Genomic DNA, 18,866 nt, shown 5'->3' on the forward strand with positions numbered 1-18,866 from the left:
ACTCACTAGGGAGGCATGTTATCAAAAGCTGTCTCTTTCCTGCTTTTCTAAAATATTTTAATGATCTGCCTTATCAATGATAACGCAACTTAATCAATCCCCCTTTAAACTATTTTCCAAAAAAAATGTAGTTTGGAATGTACCTGAATCCGTTACTGGTGGACGCTTTCCGCGGGCACGGCCTCAGCCTCCTCGACGCAAAAAAACGCGTCTGTGAGGTCTTCAGCTCGCGCTGTTCCCGCTGGCGTCGCCACCATTCACTGCTTCGAGTAAATAGAAAATTCTAAATGAAGTAGCCTGAAATTTTGTTAGAATTTAGCATAGGGACGATTATTTAGTTCAAATGCTTATTCACCAGCCGGCCGCGGAAAGCGAATGGATGGATTGCAAATCAACACTTACTATCACGGATTTCAGGATGTATTTAATACTTTATTCTTAAAAATCAGTCGTTTTTAATGTCGCATGAATGATCGGAAAAAGGATTAAATTCACAAACTTCCTATGATGAAAGAATGGCGTGAACTGACGCCACTCATAACCCGTGGTATAATTTAAAATACGAGCTGATGAACTGATCTCTGTCAAATGTGTTAGGACTCTAGCAAAAGATCGTGGTCGGCTATAGCGATCTTCATAAAATATGAATGATTTACAAAAGGGGGAAGAGAGCTTGGATCCATTAGAAGTAATAGAAAATGTCCCACAGGTCGTGCCTCAGTTTCAGCCAGTTTTAAATTCTAGTGAGTATCGGATTATCGGTTATGAAGTACTGGGTAGGATAAATCAAGATGGGGCACTTAACTCTTTAGGGCCTTTCTTTCGCGATTTGTCTGTGCCATCAGAATACAAGTGGGAAGTGGATAAAGAACTTTATCGTCAAGCTGTAAAACGCGTTTTGGAAGGAAAGCTTTTATCCCGTTTATTCTTTAATGTGGATCCTAATACCCTTGTACAGCTGCATTGTTTAGAAGAATTAATGGAGCTTTTTGAGGAATTTTGTAAAGAAGGCTTACATAGAAAACAAGTCGTATTTGAAATGAGATTGACTGATTATCAAGGTGATTTGAACGATTTAAGTCATATGATCATGTACATGAAAGCAAGCGGCTACAGTGTGGCGTTAGATGATATAAAAACGAATGATGCTAATTTAGATCAACTGTCTAAACTGGAACCCAATATCATTAAAGTGGAATTATCTGACTTGAAATCATCTGTCAACGTGCATACCTATCGAGATGTGTTAAGTGCTTTATCTATTTTTGCTAGAAAAATTGGTGCTGGATTACATTTTAAAGGTATTCAAGATGCTCACCAGCTTCACATAGCATGGAAGCATGGCGGTCGATTTTTACAAGGCTTTTATCTTCATGAACCCGTTAATGAGTTTATAGATGAGTATACAATTCACCCTTTTCTCCAGAAAAGTATTCATTCTTTTATTGATATGGCTCATAGGAAATTGCAAAGTCAAATTGACTTTATCCGCTGGATGGATGCAAAAATGGAAGAAAAGAGTCATGACGTGTTTACTGATCAGCTAGTTGAAAACATTGCAAAAGAAACGCATGATGCCTCTTTCCGTGTCTATGTATGTGATGTGTATGGTTATCAAAAAAGTCCAAACTGGATTAAAAATGAAGATAAACAATGGACCCCTGATGAAACTACACGAGGGAAAAATTGGAGCTGGCGTACGTACTTTCTCGCCCATATTATGCAAATGAAGTATCGTAAATCAGGTGTGTTATCTGATAAATATCGAGATATAGAAACGAATGACCTCATCCGTACCTATTCGTATCCTTTAGGGGAGGAGCATTATATTTTTATCGATCTTGACCCTGTTTTTTTATTTGAGAACGATTGGCTTCTTTAAACTGTTGTTTATCACAGATAACCGTCCGTAAAACGCTCGCCTCAAAATACAGAGGCGTGATAACGGACGCTCATGTTCTGATTCACGCAACGACCAATCAGTGGGAGGAGAACGAAAACACCTACTGATTAAAGGTTCGTTTTATAGCGGAAAACGAGAGGGTATTCTATTATGGCGTCTATTTGGAAATTGAAAGGTATGTTGTTTTTTTTTCATGCTGCTATGACGATAATTGTCAGTTACCTACCTGTTTATTTTCAGTCGTTAGGGCTTAATGGGTCTGAGATAGGGATACTTCTTGCTGTTGGTCCGGCAGCAGCTATTGTGGCTCAGCCATTTTGGGGATTTATGAGTGACCGACGAAAAACAGTAAAACGGATTCTCATATTATGTTTAAGCAGTGCTTTTTTTGTTGGTTTCGTCTTTTTTCAGCTTGAAGAATTTTTCTTGCTATTTCCAGTTATGTTTGTGTTTTTTTCCTTCATGTCTCCAGCAGGGGGACTTGGTGACAGTTTATCTCAAAAAGTATCGGTTCAACGTGGTGTTTCTTTTGGTAGTATTCGTATGTGGGGGTCCCTTGGCTTCGGGTCTGCTTCTTTAGCAGGAGGCTATATATTAAGCTACATTGGGATTGCTAATATTTATTATGTCTTTGCGTCTTTTCTATTACTGGCTATTTTATTAACGTGTTTAGCACCAGATAGTGAACCGACGAAAAGGCCTGCTCAGCTTATTGATGCATTTAGGCTGCTCAAAGAAAGGGAGTTACTGATTTTTTTAGCCGTCATATTAACGATTAGTTTAACTCATCGTATGAATGATTCATTTTTAAGCTTGTATATCATTGAATTAGGCGGTGACGAATCTGTTATTGGTATAGCATGGTTCATCGGGGTGGTCACGGAGGCTGCGGTGTTTGCGTTAAGTGTTTATTGGCTTTATAAATGGCATCCGTTGACCCTCATTACAATCGCAGCAGCTATTTATATGATGAGATGGCTGTTAATGGCGATGGCTCCTGGGCCTGAATTCGTACTTGTTTTACAAGTCATGCATGGTCTTGCGTTTGGGACTTTTTATTTGACAGCTTTTCAATTTGTCTCAAAACTTGTGCCTGAGCATTTACAATCTACAGGCCACCTTTTATTTATTGCTGTATTTTTTGGTTTTTCTGGTGTCACAGGGTCACTATTTGGGGGCGCAATTATAAATGGCTTTGATGTGAGAACTGTTTACTACGTGATGGTCTGGATTGCAAGTATTGGCCTCGTCAGTGCATTAGGTTATCGTTATGTTTTTTTGAAAAAATCCCGTGAAATGAACGCATAAAACCGATGACCCTTTATACTGTCATCGGTTTTATCACGTTAACGCCTCTTCGTTTAAATTCTTAGCTATATTCGTTATAATGAGGGGAACAAATAGCTCAATACTTTAGATAGGGGTCACATACTATGAAGAAATGGGCAATGGCCATATTACTAATCGCTCTTATTATATTTATTATGATTAACTGGGAGTGGATCGTTCACCTTCAGCAAGAGGATTTGAGCTATTTTACAGAGGACGTCTTTGAGGAAGTGGGTTATGGGTTATTGTGGGTCACGATGCCACTTATGATTGTACAAAATGTGATTACACTGTTCCCTGTCCTTATTTTAATTATCATGCACTTTCATTTTTTTGGACTAATTGAAGGATTTTTATTTAGTTTAATTGGGACGACATTAGGGGCTCTCACCTGTTTTTGGCTTGCTAGATCATTTAGTTCCCGTTGGGTAGATCGCTTTTGGGGAAGAAATGAAAGGAGGTTAGCCTATGTGTTAAAGTTAATTGCCTCCTACGGTGTCTATATTTTAGTTGTGTTAAGAAGTATCCCTATTATGCCGAGCAATCTTATCTCAATTGCTGCGGCAGTGAGTCCTCTCGCTTTACGTCCTTATATATGGTCCTCATTTTTGGGGAATATGTCAATGATATGGTTATTAAGTTTATTGTCGGCTCCCCTTTGGATAGCTGAAAATGTGTTCATGCCTTATCTATTGAGCTATATTATTTTTGCCCTTACTGTGAGTGGCTATTATGCAGGCCGAGGAATACTTAAACAAGAATAATAAAGGAAAATGTTTATGTTATAGGCAGAGAATATCTATGAAAACGACTTTTAATGGTACGGAGCTCGTGACATTTGACGTGGAGGTGTAAGAATGGATGTGCAAGAGCTAACGATCACTGAATTCGTTTTTTTAATCATTTTCGTTGTCTTAAGTACAGTTGTGATTATCATCGTGGTTGGTGATCGATTAAAGCGTTATAAATTACTCAATCACATTTCCGAGCAGACGCTGTCCGAAACAGATTTTGCTAAATTCTCCCCTCAACTCATTTCCCAGCTTATTTATGGTAATGGAGTTTATACGAGGCATATCACAGCTGGATTACTAGATCTGGTCAGAAAACGTGTTATTACATTGGCTAAATCTGAAGAAGCTGGAAGCTATTATTTTTATGAAAAAGAACCTCAAAAACGAGGGAAACTCCCCCAGGAAGAAGACTACTTAATAGACTGGCTCCTTTATGACGTAGGGACGAGAGGCAGATTTTTTGTGGACGATCTACTCAACTATACGGAAAATAAGAAAAAACGAGAGCAGTTCCTTGAACGGTTGTATGAGTGGGAAGAGTTAATGCGGCATAAGTTAATAGAGGAAAAATTAATTGATACATTTCCTTTTTTAAAGCGTGTATTAACCGTTATCGCTATCTTCATGCTACTGATCGGAAGTGGACTTATTGTCTCCTCAGGCTTACTAAGTCTTTTATTTTTCATTAGTGGTGCTGTGACATTAATCATTATGCTGACATATTCCTCAATGACCCATTTAGGGCAGGTGGAATACAAAAAATGGGTCCCGTTTATTCAAAACATTAAAAGAAAGCCACCGTCAGAGTATCAAGATAATGAATCACTTACCGTGAGCTATGTCTATGCCATTGCATTTAACTTAAGTGACACGTATGTGAAGAAATTCCCCGTTAGGGAAGCTTCTCAAGTATCGTTGAAAAATAATCAATTTCCCCTTTATGTTGCCACCAGTGGTCCTGGTGCTGTGGCAGTGACGACTGAAGGGGTTGAATTGATCAACGACATGGAGATGTCCTTTGAGCAAATCATTTCACCTATGACGTATGACACGGTAGACGGTTCCGACGGGATTTCAGAGTAATGAGCGGCTAGTTTTTACTGATTTGGCAAAGCGATTCATCACCCAAGGGTGCAATAGCCCTTGGGTATATTTATATAAATACCAAGGAAGAGATGGCTGAAAATGTGTTAATGCTGTCCATATAGTTGTTTGCCCTGCATCATAAGCCACCACAAACCATAACCGTCCTGTGGCGTTAAGCGTATTTTTTTCTTTGTTTAAAAGGCCGCCTGTTAATTTCCATTCACTGATCTTCTGAGTCGTTAAGTCAGGCACTTTTTCTAAGTGTAAAAGTGGCGTAGATACACCTTTTAGGTGAAAGGTGGCACATTTTTCATCGAATGTAACAGTTAGAAGAGGCTTCACGAATGTGTTTAGCCAACGGAAGTACATATAAGCTATTGTGTGTGCATTTAATTGTTTGGTAGTTTTCCATCTTTGAACTGACGAAACACTGTTTTCTACTGTCTTGTTTCGTAAAGGATCCAATGTACTGTAGCGACAAAGAAGTGGCCTTTTAGATGTCGTGTTAAAAGGGGGTATTTCAGACTGTTTTTCAATTGAGATGGAGCGATCCCTTTCAATTGCTATAATTGTAAATAACTGAATGATTAAGGCGTGCAAATCATGAGATGAACCTTGCATCAAACGATCGGTGGTGGATAGCCGTTCTTGCAAGATAACCTGAGAATATGTATCAAAAAGCTGAGTGATATGGAAGGAAGTTAAAGGCAGGTTATGTGTCCCGTTCTTCATGCTTAATTTTATCTCTGTGGCGCAGTTATTTAGAGTGTTTGACTGTTCAGTGACAATGGCTGTGTGCTGCATATGCTTCATCCCCTCTCTGCTCACTATACCACGATATTCTTCTAGTGACCTAAAGAAAAAAGAATGATAGAAACGGATTTATCTTCTACCAATGTATGTGTGTACTTGCTTAGCTTGTTAAATACTATTTCCCCTAAATATGCTTTTACCGGTTTTCTCTTTCGCCTAAAAGATAAATGTAATGTTGACGACGACTACTTGAAGGGGTTCTTTTATTACAGATAACAGTCCGTAAAACGCCCGCCTCAAAATAGAGAGGAGGGCGACATCTATTTAGGCGACGGGAGATAACGGACGCTCATGTCTGATTCACGTAACTACTAAGCAATGGAAGAACGAAAACGCCCACTGATTGAGACTTGGTTTTATAACATTTTATTTACATATTTTTAACAACTTTTTGATAGTGGTTATAGGATATTGAGGAGCGTCTATCGAATTAAATAGGTAATCTTTGACCGAGAAAGGAGGTTTTGGTATTCGGTTATATTATTAGGGGAGTGGTGACGAATGAAAAAAGTAGTGGCTTTCTTTATGTTGATGTTGTTGTTATTTCCGACGGAAGCATTAGGAGGTAAATCTGGTACCCCTGGTAACCCTGGCGATTGGTATGTGAAAGATAATCCTGCAAATAGTGATCCAAGCAAGGCCCCACTTGTATTTGTGCATGGACTTAACAGTTCATCTTATGTTTGGTGGGAAGAAAACGATATGTATGATCTAGCATTAGAAAGAGGCTATGAAACCGCCTTTGTGGATTTATATCCAGTGAATAATATGTGGGATAACGGTTCGATGCTTGCTAGTATGCTAGGTGAAATTTATGAGTATTTTGGAGAGAAACCCCTCGTGTTAGTGACTCATAGTAAAGGTGGGGTTGATGCCCAATCAGCTCTGGTACATTACGGGGCTAATGAATATGTATCAAATGTTTTTACATTATCTTCACCGCATCATGGCTCTCAGTTAGCTGATTTAGCCTACAGCAATTGGGCAGGCTGGTTGGCTGAAATTATTGGCGGTAGAAATGACGGCACATATTCATTACAAACAGGTCAAATGGCTTATTATCGTAGTTTAACAGATTCCCACACTGACCACAGAAGGAATCCTATTTACACGCTAGCTGGGACGAGTTGGGGTGGTTTTGGCGGTGCACTTTATTGGGGAGGACTTTATTTAAGGCAATTCGGTCAAAATGATGGGGCTGTGACAGTGTCATCTTCTCGTTTAAATTATGCAACTGAAATTGCAGTAGGGGATTGGGATCACTTTCTTATAGCCAATGGCCGTGCTACATTTGATTTCTTTAAGCCATTTCTTTCGACAGATCATCAGGAGAATGAAGGGGCAACACCGAACATGGAGCTTGAGAAAGGAAGCGGAACGATTCTTCGGGGAGGCCCAGGAAAAGGGAATGTAAAAGAAGTGATTCCTGTAGAAGATGATGTTGAAGCAGTGACGTTCAGTTATTTATCAGATATGCCTTTAGATGACCTATTATTAATGAGCCCTAGTGGAAAGAGTTACTCATTTAATGACGTGACTGAAATGCATGGGGAGTTCTTTGGTGCTTGGCAGCATATAGCAAGTGTTGCAAATCCTGAAGCAGGAGAGTGGGTCTTGACGAATCGTCAGACAGGTACCAACCCTTATTTCTTAGCTGTACAAGTTGAAGGCGGTGTAGCTGACAAGCTACAAATGGAACTGCCTAAAAGGATAAAGGATCCATTAAAACCATCCATTCAAAGTACGGCTATTAATAAACAAACATTATCTTATGATATTCAAGTTTCGTATACGACTGCTGATAACCCTTCTGTATCATCTCGATTACAAACAGTTTCTTCAAAGAACGGTGAAATGAATCTGCCATTCAATCAGGAAGGGGCCTATACGTTGACGATCACTATTTCAGGAAAGACAACTAACCAAGCACCATTTGAACGAACGATTGTTAAAAATATATACATGGATAAAAAAGGTGACTTGTATTATAACTAAAGGTATTGGAAGGAAGCTGTCCTAGAAAGCTTGGGACAGCTTTACATATTGTTTAAAAGGGAAAGACATAAGTGCAAAAGAAAAGCTTCCTTTATCTGTGCGAGGAAAAAGTGATATCTTTGTTAAAGTGAATAAACTTGACGGTTCGATCAGTTTTCCTAATAATTAAAGAGGAATTAGCTGTTTTTATGTAGAAGAGGACAGTGGGGAAGTTAGATAAGGAGGTGATAGTGCCTATGAAAACATTTCAGCTTTGTTCGTTAACGATTTTGTTTGATGATGTTCCTGAATCTGGAGATGATATAAAAGGGCAAGAGATCCCGCTAGTAGAAGGGTTAATTATTAATAAAGAGGAAGCGGAAAAAAATTGGTTGTTAGAAGCTGTCCTGACGCCTGATTGGAAGGATTTTTTTACAGAATACTTAGTCAATGGGCAGTCTTTCATGACGGAAGTAACTATTACAAAGCGAACGAATGATCCAGCAACGCTCGTTTGTCATGTGCGTTCCGTCAATGAACTTGAGAAACATCTTAGTGTCCATTTAGAAGGCGTTCTTGTCGTTAAAAAAGAAGATTTATCAGATATTCTCATTAAAAACTTAATTGAAGAAGGGTACGAAGGAGAAGCACTTTATAAAGAATACCGGCAACGAAAAAAAGAGCGAGGTCGGGCGATTCAAGGTATTTTAAGTAGTGCTTATGAAGAGGTGAAGGAAAAAGGATATTACCGAATGGGGGCAGATAATGACACGCAAGATTAGGTGTAAGACCTGAAGAAGTAAAGGAGGAGCGATGACGTATTGAAAATAATAGATGCTCACATCCATTTATCGCATATCCATTCCTTTCACCAAACGGCTAAACCGTTTTCTCACCTGACCTATTCTTTCGAAGGATTAAAAAAAGACATGAAGGACAACCATGTGGTGGCAGCGGTAGGGATGGGGCTGCGAGAATTAGAAGGGGGCGAAGGGTTTCCCGATAAAGACGTGCCCACGCCGATGGGACTTGATATGCTTCAAGGTAAGGGAAAGGTTGTTTACTGTGCGGGCATAAATCCTTACCGTCTCGGTTATAGAGAATTAGATGCATTGGAAAAAGAACTGTTAAAACCAGAAGTGACTGGTATTAAAATTTATTTAGGTTATTACCCATTTTTTGCGTACGACCGTGTTTATGAGCCTGTGTATGATTTAGCAGCTAAATATCGGTTACCTATTGTTTTTCATACAGGCGATACATATTCAGAACGGGGCATTTTAAAATACGCGCACCCGTTGACAATTGATGAAGTGGCCGTTACTCACCGGCAAGTTACATTCGTTATGGCTCACTTTGGGGACCCTTGGATGCTCGATGCGGCGGAAGTCGTCTATAAGAATACCAATGTGTTTGCTGATTTATCGGGTCTTATTGTGGGAGATAGCCGTGAAGTATCGAGAGTTGCAGGGACCCCACATTTTTTTGATCATCTAAAACACGGTTTGGCTTTTTGTGATAATTATGAAAAGCTGATGTTTGGAACAGATTGGCCTCTTGTAGAGATGGCGCCTTATATCCGTTTTATTGAATCATACATCCCTTTTTCGAAACGTGAGCATGTTTTTTATAAAACGGCTTTGCAAGTATTTCCAAAAATCAGGACCGCTCTTCTTCTGCGCTGAGATCAGTTTCGGCTGACAAGCCGGTTGGCGTCCGGTCAATGTGGCAGGCTTGTAGCGCGATCTTCGGAACCGACGGTAAATAAGCTTTCAATTTGACGACTAACTTGATTTTTTAAATGAGCGTTCAAGTATTTAGCATTTAACACGTAGCCACGGGAGTAAATTTTGTATTCTGAAAATGTCCGATCGACGTTTGTTAGATGCACTTTAAGGCCGATTTTCTTCATATCTTTTTTCGTTTTATAAAATTGTAAGCTGAGCTTATGCAGAGATAGTTCTAATAGACGAATATACGGTTCCTTTAATTTTAAAGGGGCTTGGTCGAGACGTTCTAAGTCTTTCTCTAACACTTTACGAGCCATTTCAAACAAGATGTAAGATTCTGTAAGCTGTTCTTCTGTTTCAGTAAGTTTGGACATAAAGGGCGCCTCCTTTTCAATATAAAACAAGATTAACGAACGTACGTTCTGTTTTATTTTACCCTTTTTTAAAGAATAGTCAACTGGGATAATGTGTTAAAGCGAGGGGGTTACTTAACGACATTAAGGCATGATACTTGGGGAGAATGTTATGGGAAAGGCAACAAGTTAAAATTAACGGATAGGAGTGAATGTGAATGAAACGATTAAAGAGTACAATGATAAGTTTATCAGCGAGTATTGTCATATTACTAACAGGGTGTGGCGGAAATAATGAGGAAAATACAGCTAACAATGAAACAGCTGGAGGGGATTATCCTCAGCTGAGTGAGACGGTTGCGGATAATGAGCAAGAAGCAGTTATTCACACAAATAAAGGAGAGATTTATGTAAAGCTTTTCCCTGATGCTGCCCCCCTTGCAGTAGAGAACTTCATCACGTTGAGCGAAGAAGGCTATTATGATGGTGTTATCTTTCACCGAGTTATTGAAAATTTCATGATTCAAGGTGGTGATCCAGACGGCACTGGGATGGGAGGAGAAAGTGCGTTTGGTGAAGCGTTTGAAGATGAATTTGATGAATCATTAGCTCATTTTAGAGGCGCATTATCCATGGCGAATAGTGGGCCTGATACGAATGCCAGTCAGTTTTTTATCGTACAAGCAGGACCTGATTTGTTAAGTGAAGATGATTTACAAGCAGCAGGTTTATCTGAAGAGCTAGTAGAGATCTATATGGAAAGAGGAGGCACACCTCATTTAGATAATGCTCATACTGTTTTTGGACAGGTCATTGATGGGCTAGATGTGGTGGATGACATTGCCACAGTTGAGACTGAGGCAGGAGATCGTCCTACGGAGGACGTCGTTATTGAGACAATTGAGATCATAGAATAATATAATAATCAAAAGCTGTACGGCATATGAAGCACGCCGTACAGCTTTTTTAATCATGTCTAGAAGAAAACTATATGTAACTGTTAGTCCCTAATTGTATAGTAAATCATGACAATAAGTGTCGCAAAAGCGATGATAACGAAAGGACCATCCATAAGTGAAGCGCCATCGCCACCCTCATTTCCATCAGCAAATACATACGTAGCCGATGTCAATAAAAATAATAATGTCAATACACTCATTGAGAAAAATTGCTTTATCATGTGCCAAACCCCCAATCTGACAAACGAAGTCTTACTATTATTATAGAATGATTATGAAAGGGAAGCAATTGAAATTTATCACAGATACCGTCCGTAAAACGTCCGCCTCAAAATAGGGGGGGAATTAAATCTATTTAATGCTAAAGTCCTGATTCACGGAGCTACCAATCAGTGTAAGAAGAACAAAACGTCGACTGAGTGAAGATTTGTATTATAGAACCGGGATTTTTTACTGACTTTTAGGAAAAATACAATTAATGATAGCAGAGTAAACGAGTTAATGGTATTCTTATCATAGGAAAAATGACTCATATCGGAGAGTTTTTTTAGGAGGATGAATAGAATGGTAGAAAATAAAGGAATATTGCTTGAAAGTGGGACTAATGAACTAGAAGTGATTGTATTTGAAATAGGTCAAGGGATTTTTGGCATTAATGTGATGAAAGTACGAGAAATTATTCAGCCTCTTGATGTCACTTTAATGCCTCATTCCCATCCAAATGTAGAAGGAATTATTCGGTTAAGAGAAGAAGTTATGCCAGTGATTAATTTGGCTAAAGCTCTTGGATTTCCTGAATCTGATACGCCTAGTCACGATAAATTAATTGTGACAGAGTTAAACAAAGTCAAAGTGGCGTTCCACGTTCATTCTGTCTCTCGTATTCATAGAATTTCTTGGGAACAAATTGAAAAACCAAATAAATTAAGTCAAGGATTACAGGATCTTACAATCGGTGTCATAAAAATGGATGAGAATATGATTCTGTTGCTTGATTATGAAAAAGTTGTCTATGACATTATGCCAGATTCCGCAATTTCCTTAAATAAATTAGAAGGAATTGAGGCTAAAGACCGCTCTCATAAACAGCTGCTAGTTGCGGAAGATTCACCTATTTTAAGACAACTTTTAAAGGATGTTTTGGAAGAAGCTGGTTATACTCGCTTGATTTTTACCGAAGATGGTAAGCAGGCTATGGAATATTTAGAAGGTAAAAACGGTCAAAGAATTGATTTGCTTATTACGGATATTGAAATGCCGGTCATGGATGGTCACCATTTAACAAGAAGAGTAAAAGAAAATCCGACTTTAAAAAGTTTACCAGTCATCATTTTTTCATCATTAATTACAGGTGATTTATATCATAAAGGTGAACGAGTTGGGGCAGATGTACAAATTAGTAAACCAGAAGTGGGCGAACTTGTGGAGCACCTTGACAGATTATTAGAAATTTAATAACTACGTGTCAAGTTTAAACTTCAGATAATGTGACTAATAAAGAAGCTCAGCAATTGATTGCTGGGCTTCTTTATGTATGGTTATATGTCAAATATAAATTCTTTATGCGAATAATGAATGAAAGGAAACGGTTATATCGTATCTCACGCCATTCCCATTGATTGAAGATTCGTTTTATATAGGCTCGACTAAAATAATTGTATTAATACACGTGTTGATATTGTTCTATTGTTATAGTATAATTTAAAAAACTAAAAATATAGATAATTTAGAATTTAATGATTTTAAAAAGGAGGGAACTTAGATGCTCATGTCAAGTACGGAATTTTTCAGTCATTTACCTCCGAAAGAGTGTGCTAAATGTGGTGAGGTAATGGATGAAATGCATGAATGTTATGCAAATAAATGTGTTGATTGCGAAAGTGACATTCAATAAGAGGAGAACGTGTTTTAAAACCGCTGTGAGTAAAAAGGTCACAGCGGTTTTAAGATGAGAATTAATTTTCTAACATGGCAGCTATATCATCTTCTGCTTGAGTGATCAGCTTCAATCCAAATGTTTCCACTAAATGATGGAGGACACCTTCAGAGATAAAATCAGGAGGCGTTGGCCCAATTCGAATATCTTGAATACCGAGGCTAAAGAGACCTAACAAGATGGCCACAGCTTTTTGTTCAAACCAAGAGAGCACGATACTAACGGGAAGTTCGTTCACCTCACACTCAAATGCATCAGCCAAGGCTTGAGCTATTTTTATAGTTGAGCCTGAGTTATTACATTGGCCTAAATCTATATAACGAGGAATATCTGTGCCTGGTACAGTGCCGTAGTCCACATCATTAAATCTAAACTTACCACAGGAGGTCGTTAGAATGACTGTGTTATCTGGTAATGAAGTAGCCAATTCCCGATAATAGTTTCCTTTTTTTCCAGGAGAATCACACCCAGCGATAACGAAGAATCGTTGAATTTTCCCTGCCTTAATGGCATCAATAATTTCCGGAGCCAGTCCTAAAACTGTTTCATGGTGGTAGCCCGTTACTAATGTTTCTTCAGAAGACATGTTAGCCTCTGGGAGTTCTAATGCTCGTTGTATAAGAGGACCAAAGTCGTTTGCTTCAATTTTCTGCACACCTTCAAGACCTGCTATATGGTAGGAGAAGAAGCGGTCAGCATACGATCCTTTAATTGGCATGACACAATTCGTGGTAGCAAGGATAGCACCAGGGAATTTTTCGAACAGACGGCGTTGATCAAACCATGCTTTACCTATATTTCCTTTTAAATGAGCGTATTTTTTCAAATGGGGATAGCCATGGGCTGGTAACATTTCAGAGTGGGTGTAAATATTAACACCTTTTCCTTCCGATTGTTTAAGTAATTCTTCAAGAGCAAACAAGTCGTGACCAGTCACAATAATCGCTTTACCTTCCACTTTATTTTGTGAAATAGTGACAGGGCTAGGGGTGCCGAGTCGATCGGTATGGGCTTTATCGAGTAAGTCCATGACTCTGATGGTCGCTCGGCCAACTTCCATAGCCATATCGATGTTTTCCTGCATGTTAAAATTAGCATTTGTCAGGGTAGTATATAGAGCTTGATGGGTGATGCCGTCCACTTCTTGGTCAATATAACCTAGAGAGCGAGCATGTGTTGCATAGGCTGCAACCCCTTTTAATCCTAAAATAATGGTGTCTTGGATACTGGCTAAATCAGGGTCTTTACCACATACCCCCATCACTGTACAGCCTCCCACAGGTGTTTGTTCACATTGGTTACAAAACATATCTAATTGTTGTGACTTCATCGTGATTCCTCCTTTAGTTTGAATAGGTAGATAAGTGATCTCCCTATTTCATAATTGTTCATTTCACTCTTGTCATCTCTATTCATAATGCTCTTTTGCCCTGTAGTCTTTTACTATCATAATGGCTCATTTGTACTTTCTCAGTGATGAAAATCACGATCACCATAAGATCTCTCGAATAATCTGTAAGAGGTGGGGTATGATCTGGAAAAGGTTTAAGCAACTACAAGAGGAGGTAAGAAACAAAGGAAAGGAGAGAAACGCATGATTACACGTGAGGATGGAGAGGGAGTCATTTGCATTGAACAAAATGAACATGGATTAATATCTGGCCAGCTTGTTCATCAATGGCGAGATGATTTATTTTTGCGCCCAGATTTAAAACCGAGAGTGACGTATGCCATAACACATCATGATCGCAGTTGGATTCCTCTAGATAGAAAGCTTGAATATAGTGAGGAAGAAGGAAAGGTGGCTTCTTTTATCGACTACCCGCTAAAGCGTAAATTACGTGCGTATGAACAAGGTGTTCATCAGTTTTTAAAAGAAGATGTGTATGCCGCCTACTTAATTAGCCGCCATTATGCCAGTTTTTTTGAAAACGGTGAGGAAAAAGAAGGTGTCCCCTTTATGGCGCAGGAAAAACAACGACAGAAACATTTGTTCTCTCAACTGTTATATAAAGATATTTCTCTCACAAAGGAAGAAGAAACATTTCATTTTGATTTGTTGCAACTGTGTGATAATTTATCGCTTTATTTGTGCATGAACACTTGGGGAGCTAGTAAAGAGGAAGAAATAAGCTGGTTCAAAGCAGGATTTCCTCAGAGGCTTAGTCCATTAAATGGCGAGAAATTCCAAGCGTTTTGGCAATCTGAAACGGAAGTGAGACTTACCCCGTTCCCATTTCACACGAACCGTCTTCATATTCGACTTCCATATAAAAAATTGATTAAAAAACGATTAACTAAAACGACGGTTACTGAGGAATATAAAAAAGCCCCTGTCAATTACCATCCCATTGTGATCACACCTTAAGGAGCCAGGGGGACATTTGCCCAGTTTATGATATGAAAAATACGCTCCTTCTCTAACGAGTTAAGGAGCGTCGTATATTAGGTATTAAATAAATGGGGTATCATGCTTGACTTTTAACGTTTTCCATCGACGTTCTACTTCTGTTTCAAACTCTTGTAGCATGTCTTTATTCTCTTCTTTAAGCATGTGTTTCGTTTTCCCCATATATTGAAGCCATTCGGAGAGTTCAATGCGCTTTTTCTTAGCTTCTGGGTCATAAGTGATCGTTGTTTCTCCTCTTTCCACTTCATAAAGAGGGAAAAAGCATGATTCTACTGCTGCTTTCATTATTTTTTCACCATCACGATCAGCGGATTTCCAGTTTAATGGGCATGTAATTAAAATTTTACCGTAAACCATCCCCACATTTTGGGCATACCACTGGGCTTTTGCCGCTTTTTTAATTAAATCTTGCGGATAGGCTTCTGTTCCAGTAAAAACATACGGAATATTTGTTGAAGCCATAATTTGAGCCGTATCTTTATGGTGGAACGGCTTACCCTGTTTTGCCTTTCCTACCGATGTGGTACTCGTCATGTGACCGAGTGGTGTGGAGTAAGACATTTGGGAACCGGTATTCATGTAGCCTTCGTTGTCATATTCTAAAATAATCATTTTATGGTTTCTTAAAGCCGTTCCAATAGCAGATCCCATCCCAATATCCATACCACCATCGCCAGTTATCATAACAAAGGTGAAATCTTCATCAATCTCAATTTCTCCGCGCTCCTTCATTTCAAAGAAGGCCTCTAAGGTACCTGATAGAGTCGCTGGACCATTTTGAAATAAATTGTGAAGAAATGGCTGTTTATGTGAACTGTAAGGATAAGCAGTTGTCACCACATAGCCGCAACCAGTATGGAAGAGGATGACAGCATCGCCTTCAATCCCTTTAAAGAATAACTCAAGTCCAGGGAAAATACCGCAACCTGGACAGGCCCCATGACCTGATGCAAAACGTTTCGGCTTTCCTGTAAGCTGGCGAAGAGGGGGTATTCTAACTTTTAGTTTGTTAGTTTCTGCATCCTCTGTTACATTAATTAATCCTGTTTTATACGTATCCCCAGTCATTGGTTCAATAACTTGCTCAAGTTTTTTCTCTGGAGCACCAGGTTGAATACCGTAGTAATCAAACGGTTTATCTATGATCCCTTTATTAGCTGCGTCAATGGCCATGTCGAAAAAGGCTTGCGCATCATCCGGATAAAAATCTTTACCACCTAAACCGAAGACGCGACTTAACACGAGTGTATGATTATCTGGATCTTCTTGTAGAGCCGATTTGACTTCATGGGTTAAATTAGCGCCATTTGCTCCAAATGAATCAGCTCGTTCAGCGACTAAAAGCGCTTTTACATGTTTTAATGCCACTCGAATGTCTTCAGCAGGGAAGGGACGGATAATATTGGGACTGATGACGCCTGCTCGAATCCCTTTAGCTCGTAAACGGTCTACGACATCTTTTGATGATTCAGCTGCAGAATTTAACAGAAAGAGTGCCACATCAGCATCATCCATCTTATATAAATCAAGGACATCATAGTGTCGTCCAGACAGTGCAGCGTATTCAGCAGCAACCTCTTCATAGACGTCATAAGCTTTATAAAGAGCCTCAGATTGTTGGAAATGGTTGTTCATTAAATCATCACCGTTCATGTGAGCCCCGATGGTAACCGTTTTTTCTTTATCGATACTCACAGGGAAACCTTTAGGTGGTTCACCTACAAATGCTTGTACTGTTTCACGATCTCTGAACAAGTTTACTTTTCGTTTTTGATGAGACGTATAGAAACCGTCATATGCCACAATAACTGGTAGACGAACATCTTTATGCTCAGATAATTTTAGCGCAATTAAATTCATGTCATACACAGCCTGAGGTGTACGGGCAGTTAAAATAACCCAACCAGTGTTTAAGCCGTAATATAAATCTGAGTGATCGCCGCGAATATCAAGAGGACCACTGACAGCTCTCGTGACAAGATTCATGACCATTGGGAAACGTAGCCCTGATTGGACAGGTAATTGTTCAATCATGTATAAAAAACCATTGGCACTCGTGGCATTGAAAACACGGGCACCGGTTGTTGCGGCACCAAAACAAATGCCTGCTGAACCATGCTCACCATCGGCCGCAATCAATTCAATATCGTGTAGTCCCTTTGCCTTCATCATATCTAGGTACTGAGCAACCTCAGTTGATGGGGTGATCGGAAAATAACCCATAACATGATAATTGATTTGCGCTGCAGCCATGGCAGCCATTTCGTTACCAGATTCAAACGTACTTATTTGAACTGCTTTTGATTGATCTTGAACTTTTTTTTCTGTCATTGCCATTACTTCGCACCCCCTTGAACGAGTGGGAAATTGTGACTCACTTTATTCGCTTCAGCGAATCCTTTTACTTCTTCAAAATCTGCTAATGCCTCTGTAGGACAGGCATCGACACATTTAAGACAGCCTTTACAATATTGATAATCAATGCCTTTTAGGAACATTTGTGGACGACCTCGTTTGTCCTCTCCTTGTTCCCAAACAAAGCAATAGTCGGGACAGACCGTATCACAAGCTGCACAATGGATACAGCTGTCTGCATCATATTTAGGTAAGAAACCAATTCGTGAACCACTCAAATCTTTTTGGATACTATTAGCTTGAGCAGAGATAATCCCGCCGATCTCTTGCGTTTCATAACCGAGGCGGGGCTGTATTCTCGAAAATTCTTTGCTTACTGCACCTTCTGGCACATCATACTTTTTAAATTGGACCTCATTATACCCTCTATTAAATGTTCGAATGTTAGGCTCTACGAGGTGAGGATATTTCTTCTCAAAAGTTCTTTTTATGACACTTCTCATATGTTCGGCATCCAAAAAATCTAAAATACGAAACAGAGCGCCAAGCATCGCCGTATTTACTTTCGTTTTTTCTTCATAAGCAATTTTGAGCGCATCCACAGCAGCTAGTGTGCCGTAGTCTAACTTCAAATCTTGCTTGATCGTATCAAAGTTGCTTTTAGTATTCACTAACACGACACCATCAGCATTTAATCCGCTTACAACATCAACCATCTTATAAAGCGCTTCATGAAATACCCCAATAACATGAGGCTGTTCAATAGGTGAATGGTCCCTTATATCTACCTCTGGGTCACAAAATCGAACAAAAGATTTAACGGGTGATCCTTTTTTTTCAGATCCGTATGAAGAAAAATTGGATCCATTTAAACCTAAACCGTCAACACCTGCTTCAGCAAGCATTTTTCCAGCGAGGTTGGCTCCGAGACCGCCGATAGATTCAAGACGAATTTCAAAGAATCCAAGCTCGTTCTTTTTTGGTAATACAGACATGTAGATTCCCCTTTCAAAGAAATTGACTAACTTCCTATGGTCAGTATAGAAAAGATATGTATAAAAAGATATGACATGAATCACAGTGTCACAAAATGTTAATATTTAAAAAATGCTACACTTTTTTTAATATATTAAAAAGCCTTTCTTGCTCTGTGTTTCACAAACATTTCTTATGTATAACAGATGGTTGTGTGAATTGGTACAGATTGTTACAGTATAGTTGAGC

Annotated in this window: 17 protein-coding genes; 11 read left to right on the plus strand and 6 right to left on the minus strand. The window is 39.1% G+C overall.

The window, feature by feature from the left end:
* The first annotated feature begins 673 nt into the window (after positions 1-673).
* From BK581_RS01920 to BK581_RS01935, 4 genes are all read left to right on the plus strand, one after another.
* On the plus strand, positions 674-1,882 hold the full coding sequence (locus BK581_RS01920) for an EAL domain-containing protein (RefSeq protein WP_169837484.1): 1,209 nt from the start codon (positions 674-676) through the stop codon (positions 1,880-1,882).
* Positions 1,883-2,053: 171 nt separating this feature from the next.
* Positions 2,054-3,211 carry an MFS transporter gene (locus BK581_RS01925; RefSeq protein WP_078576570.1) on the plus strand — a complete coding sequence of 386 codons (1,158 nt, stop codon included), beginning with the start codon at positions 2,054-2,056 and terminating at the stop codon, positions 3,209-3,211.
* A gap of 125 nt (positions 3,212-3,336) precedes the next feature.
* Positions 3,337-3,996, plus strand: a complete 660-nt coding sequence (locus tag BK581_RS01930) for a TVP38/TMEM64 family protein (RefSeq protein ID WP_078576571.1) — start codon at positions 3,337-3,339, stop codon at positions 3,994-3,996.
* A gap of 93 nt (positions 3,997-4,089) precedes the next feature.
* A complete protein-coding gene (locus BK581_RS01935; protein ID WP_078576572.1) occupies positions 4,090-5,109 on the plus strand; it encodes a DUF2207 family protein in 1,020 nt (339 codons plus the stop codon).
* Here BK581_RS01935 and BK581_RS01940 read toward each other — a convergent pair.
* Positions 5,101-5,916: a hypothetical protein gene (locus BK581_RS01940; protein ID WP_078576573.1), complete on the minus strand. Its 816-nt coding sequence runs from the start codon at positions 5,914-5,916 to the stop codon at positions 5,101-5,103. The two genes, BK581_RS01935 and BK581_RS01940, sit on opposite strands and share 9 nt — an antisense overlap.
* A gap of 510 nt (positions 5,917-6,426) precedes the next feature.
* Between BK581_RS01940 and BK581_RS01945 the strand changes: the two genes are divergently transcribed.
* The 3 genes from BK581_RS01945 (at position 6,427) to BK581_RS01955 (ending at position 9,584) form a co-directional block, all read left to right on the plus strand.
* Complete coding sequence (locus BK581_RS01945; protein ID WP_078576574.1) at positions 6,427-7,920, plus strand: esterase/lipase family protein; 1,494 nt, start codon at positions 6,427-6,429, stop codon at positions 7,918-7,920.
* A 236-nt stretch (positions 7,921-8,156) separates the two neighbouring features.
* Positions 8,157-8,681, plus strand: a complete 525-nt coding sequence (locus BK581_RS01950) for a YwpF-like family protein (RefSeq protein ID WP_078576575.1) — start codon at positions 8,157-8,159, stop codon at positions 8,679-8,681.
* 39 nt (positions 8,682-8,720) lie between these two features.
* Positions 8,721-9,584: an amidohydrolase family protein gene (locus BK581_RS01955; RefSeq protein ID WP_078576576.1), complete on the plus strand. Its 864-nt coding sequence runs from the start codon at positions 8,721-8,723 to the stop codon at positions 9,582-9,584.
* 35 nt (positions 9,585-9,619) lie between these two features.
* Here BK581_RS01955 and BK581_RS01960 read toward each other — a convergent pair whose 3' ends face one another.
* A complete protein-coding gene (locus BK581_RS01960) occupies positions 9,620-10,003 on the minus strand; it encodes a hypothetical protein (RefSeq protein WP_078576577.1) in 384 nt (127 codons plus the stop codon).
* A gap of 197 nt (positions 10,004-10,200) precedes the next feature.
* On the opposite strand from BK581_RS01960, the gene BK581_RS01965 reads away from it, so the two are divergent.
* A complete protein-coding gene (locus BK581_RS01965) occupies positions 10,201-10,899 on the plus strand; it encodes a peptidylprolyl isomerase (RefSeq protein ID WP_078576578.1) in 699 nt (232 codons plus the stop codon).
* Between the two features lie 83 nt (positions 10,900-10,982).
* Here the strand turns inward: BK581_RS01965 and BK581_RS01970 are convergent, their stop codons facing one another.
* The gene (locus BK581_RS01970; protein ID WP_078576579.1) at positions 10,983-11,162 is read right to left on the minus strand and encodes a hypothetical protein; all 180 of its coding nucleotides are present in this window, start codon (positions 11,160-11,162) and stop codon (positions 10,983-10,985) included.
* Positions 11,163-11,505: 343 nt separating this feature from the next.
* On the opposite strand from BK581_RS01970, the gene BK581_RS01975 reads away from it, so the two are divergent.
* The gene (locus BK581_RS01975; RefSeq protein WP_078576580.1) at positions 11,506-12,396 is read left to right on the plus strand and encodes a chemotaxis protein; all 891 of its coding nucleotides are present in this window, start codon (positions 11,506-11,508) and stop codon (positions 12,394-12,396) included.
* Positions 12,397-12,703: 307 nt separating this feature from the next.
* Positions 12,704-12,835, plus strand: a complete 132-nt coding sequence (yhfH, locus tag BK581_RS01980) for a protein YhfH (protein ID WP_078576581.1) — start codon at positions 12,704-12,706, stop codon at positions 12,833-12,835.
* Positions 12,836-12,896: 61 nt separating this feature from the next.
* Here the strand turns inward: yhfH and hcp are convergent, their stop codons facing one another.
* Entirely contained in the window at positions 12,897-14,186 is a 1,290-nt protein-coding gene (gene hcp / locus BK581_RS01985; protein ID WP_078579821.1) for a hydroxylamine reductase, read from the minus strand.
* Between the two features lie 285 nt (positions 14,187-14,471).
* On the opposite strand from hcp, the gene BK581_RS01990 reads away from it, so the two are divergent.
* A complete protein-coding gene (locus BK581_RS01990) occupies positions 14,472-15,245 on the plus strand; it encodes a DUF3891 family protein (protein ID WP_078576582.1) in 774 nt (257 codons plus the stop codon).
* Positions 15,246-15,329: 84 nt separating this feature from the next.
* Here BK581_RS01990 and BK581_RS01995 read toward each other — a convergent pair whose 3' ends face one another.
* Complete coding sequence (locus BK581_RS01995) at positions 15,330-17,624, minus strand: thiamine pyrophosphate-dependent enzyme (protein ID WP_078576583.1); 2,295 nt, start codon at positions 17,622-17,624, stop codon at positions 15,330-15,332.
* Complete coding sequence (locus BK581_RS02000) at positions 17,624-18,637, minus strand: 2-oxoacid:acceptor oxidoreductase family protein (RefSeq protein ID WP_078576584.1); 1,014 nt, start codon at positions 18,635-18,637, stop codon at positions 17,624-17,626. The genes BK581_RS01995 and BK581_RS02000 overlap by 1 nt, the downstream gene beginning before the upstream one ends.
* Between the last annotated feature and the right edge of the window lie 229 nt (positions 18,638-18,866).

It is taken from the genome of Salipaludibacillus agaradhaerens (assembly GCF_002019735.1).
Classification (GTDB): Bacteria; Bacillota; Bacilli; order Bacillales; family Salisediminibacteriaceae; genus Salipaludibacillus; species Salipaludibacillus agaradhaerens.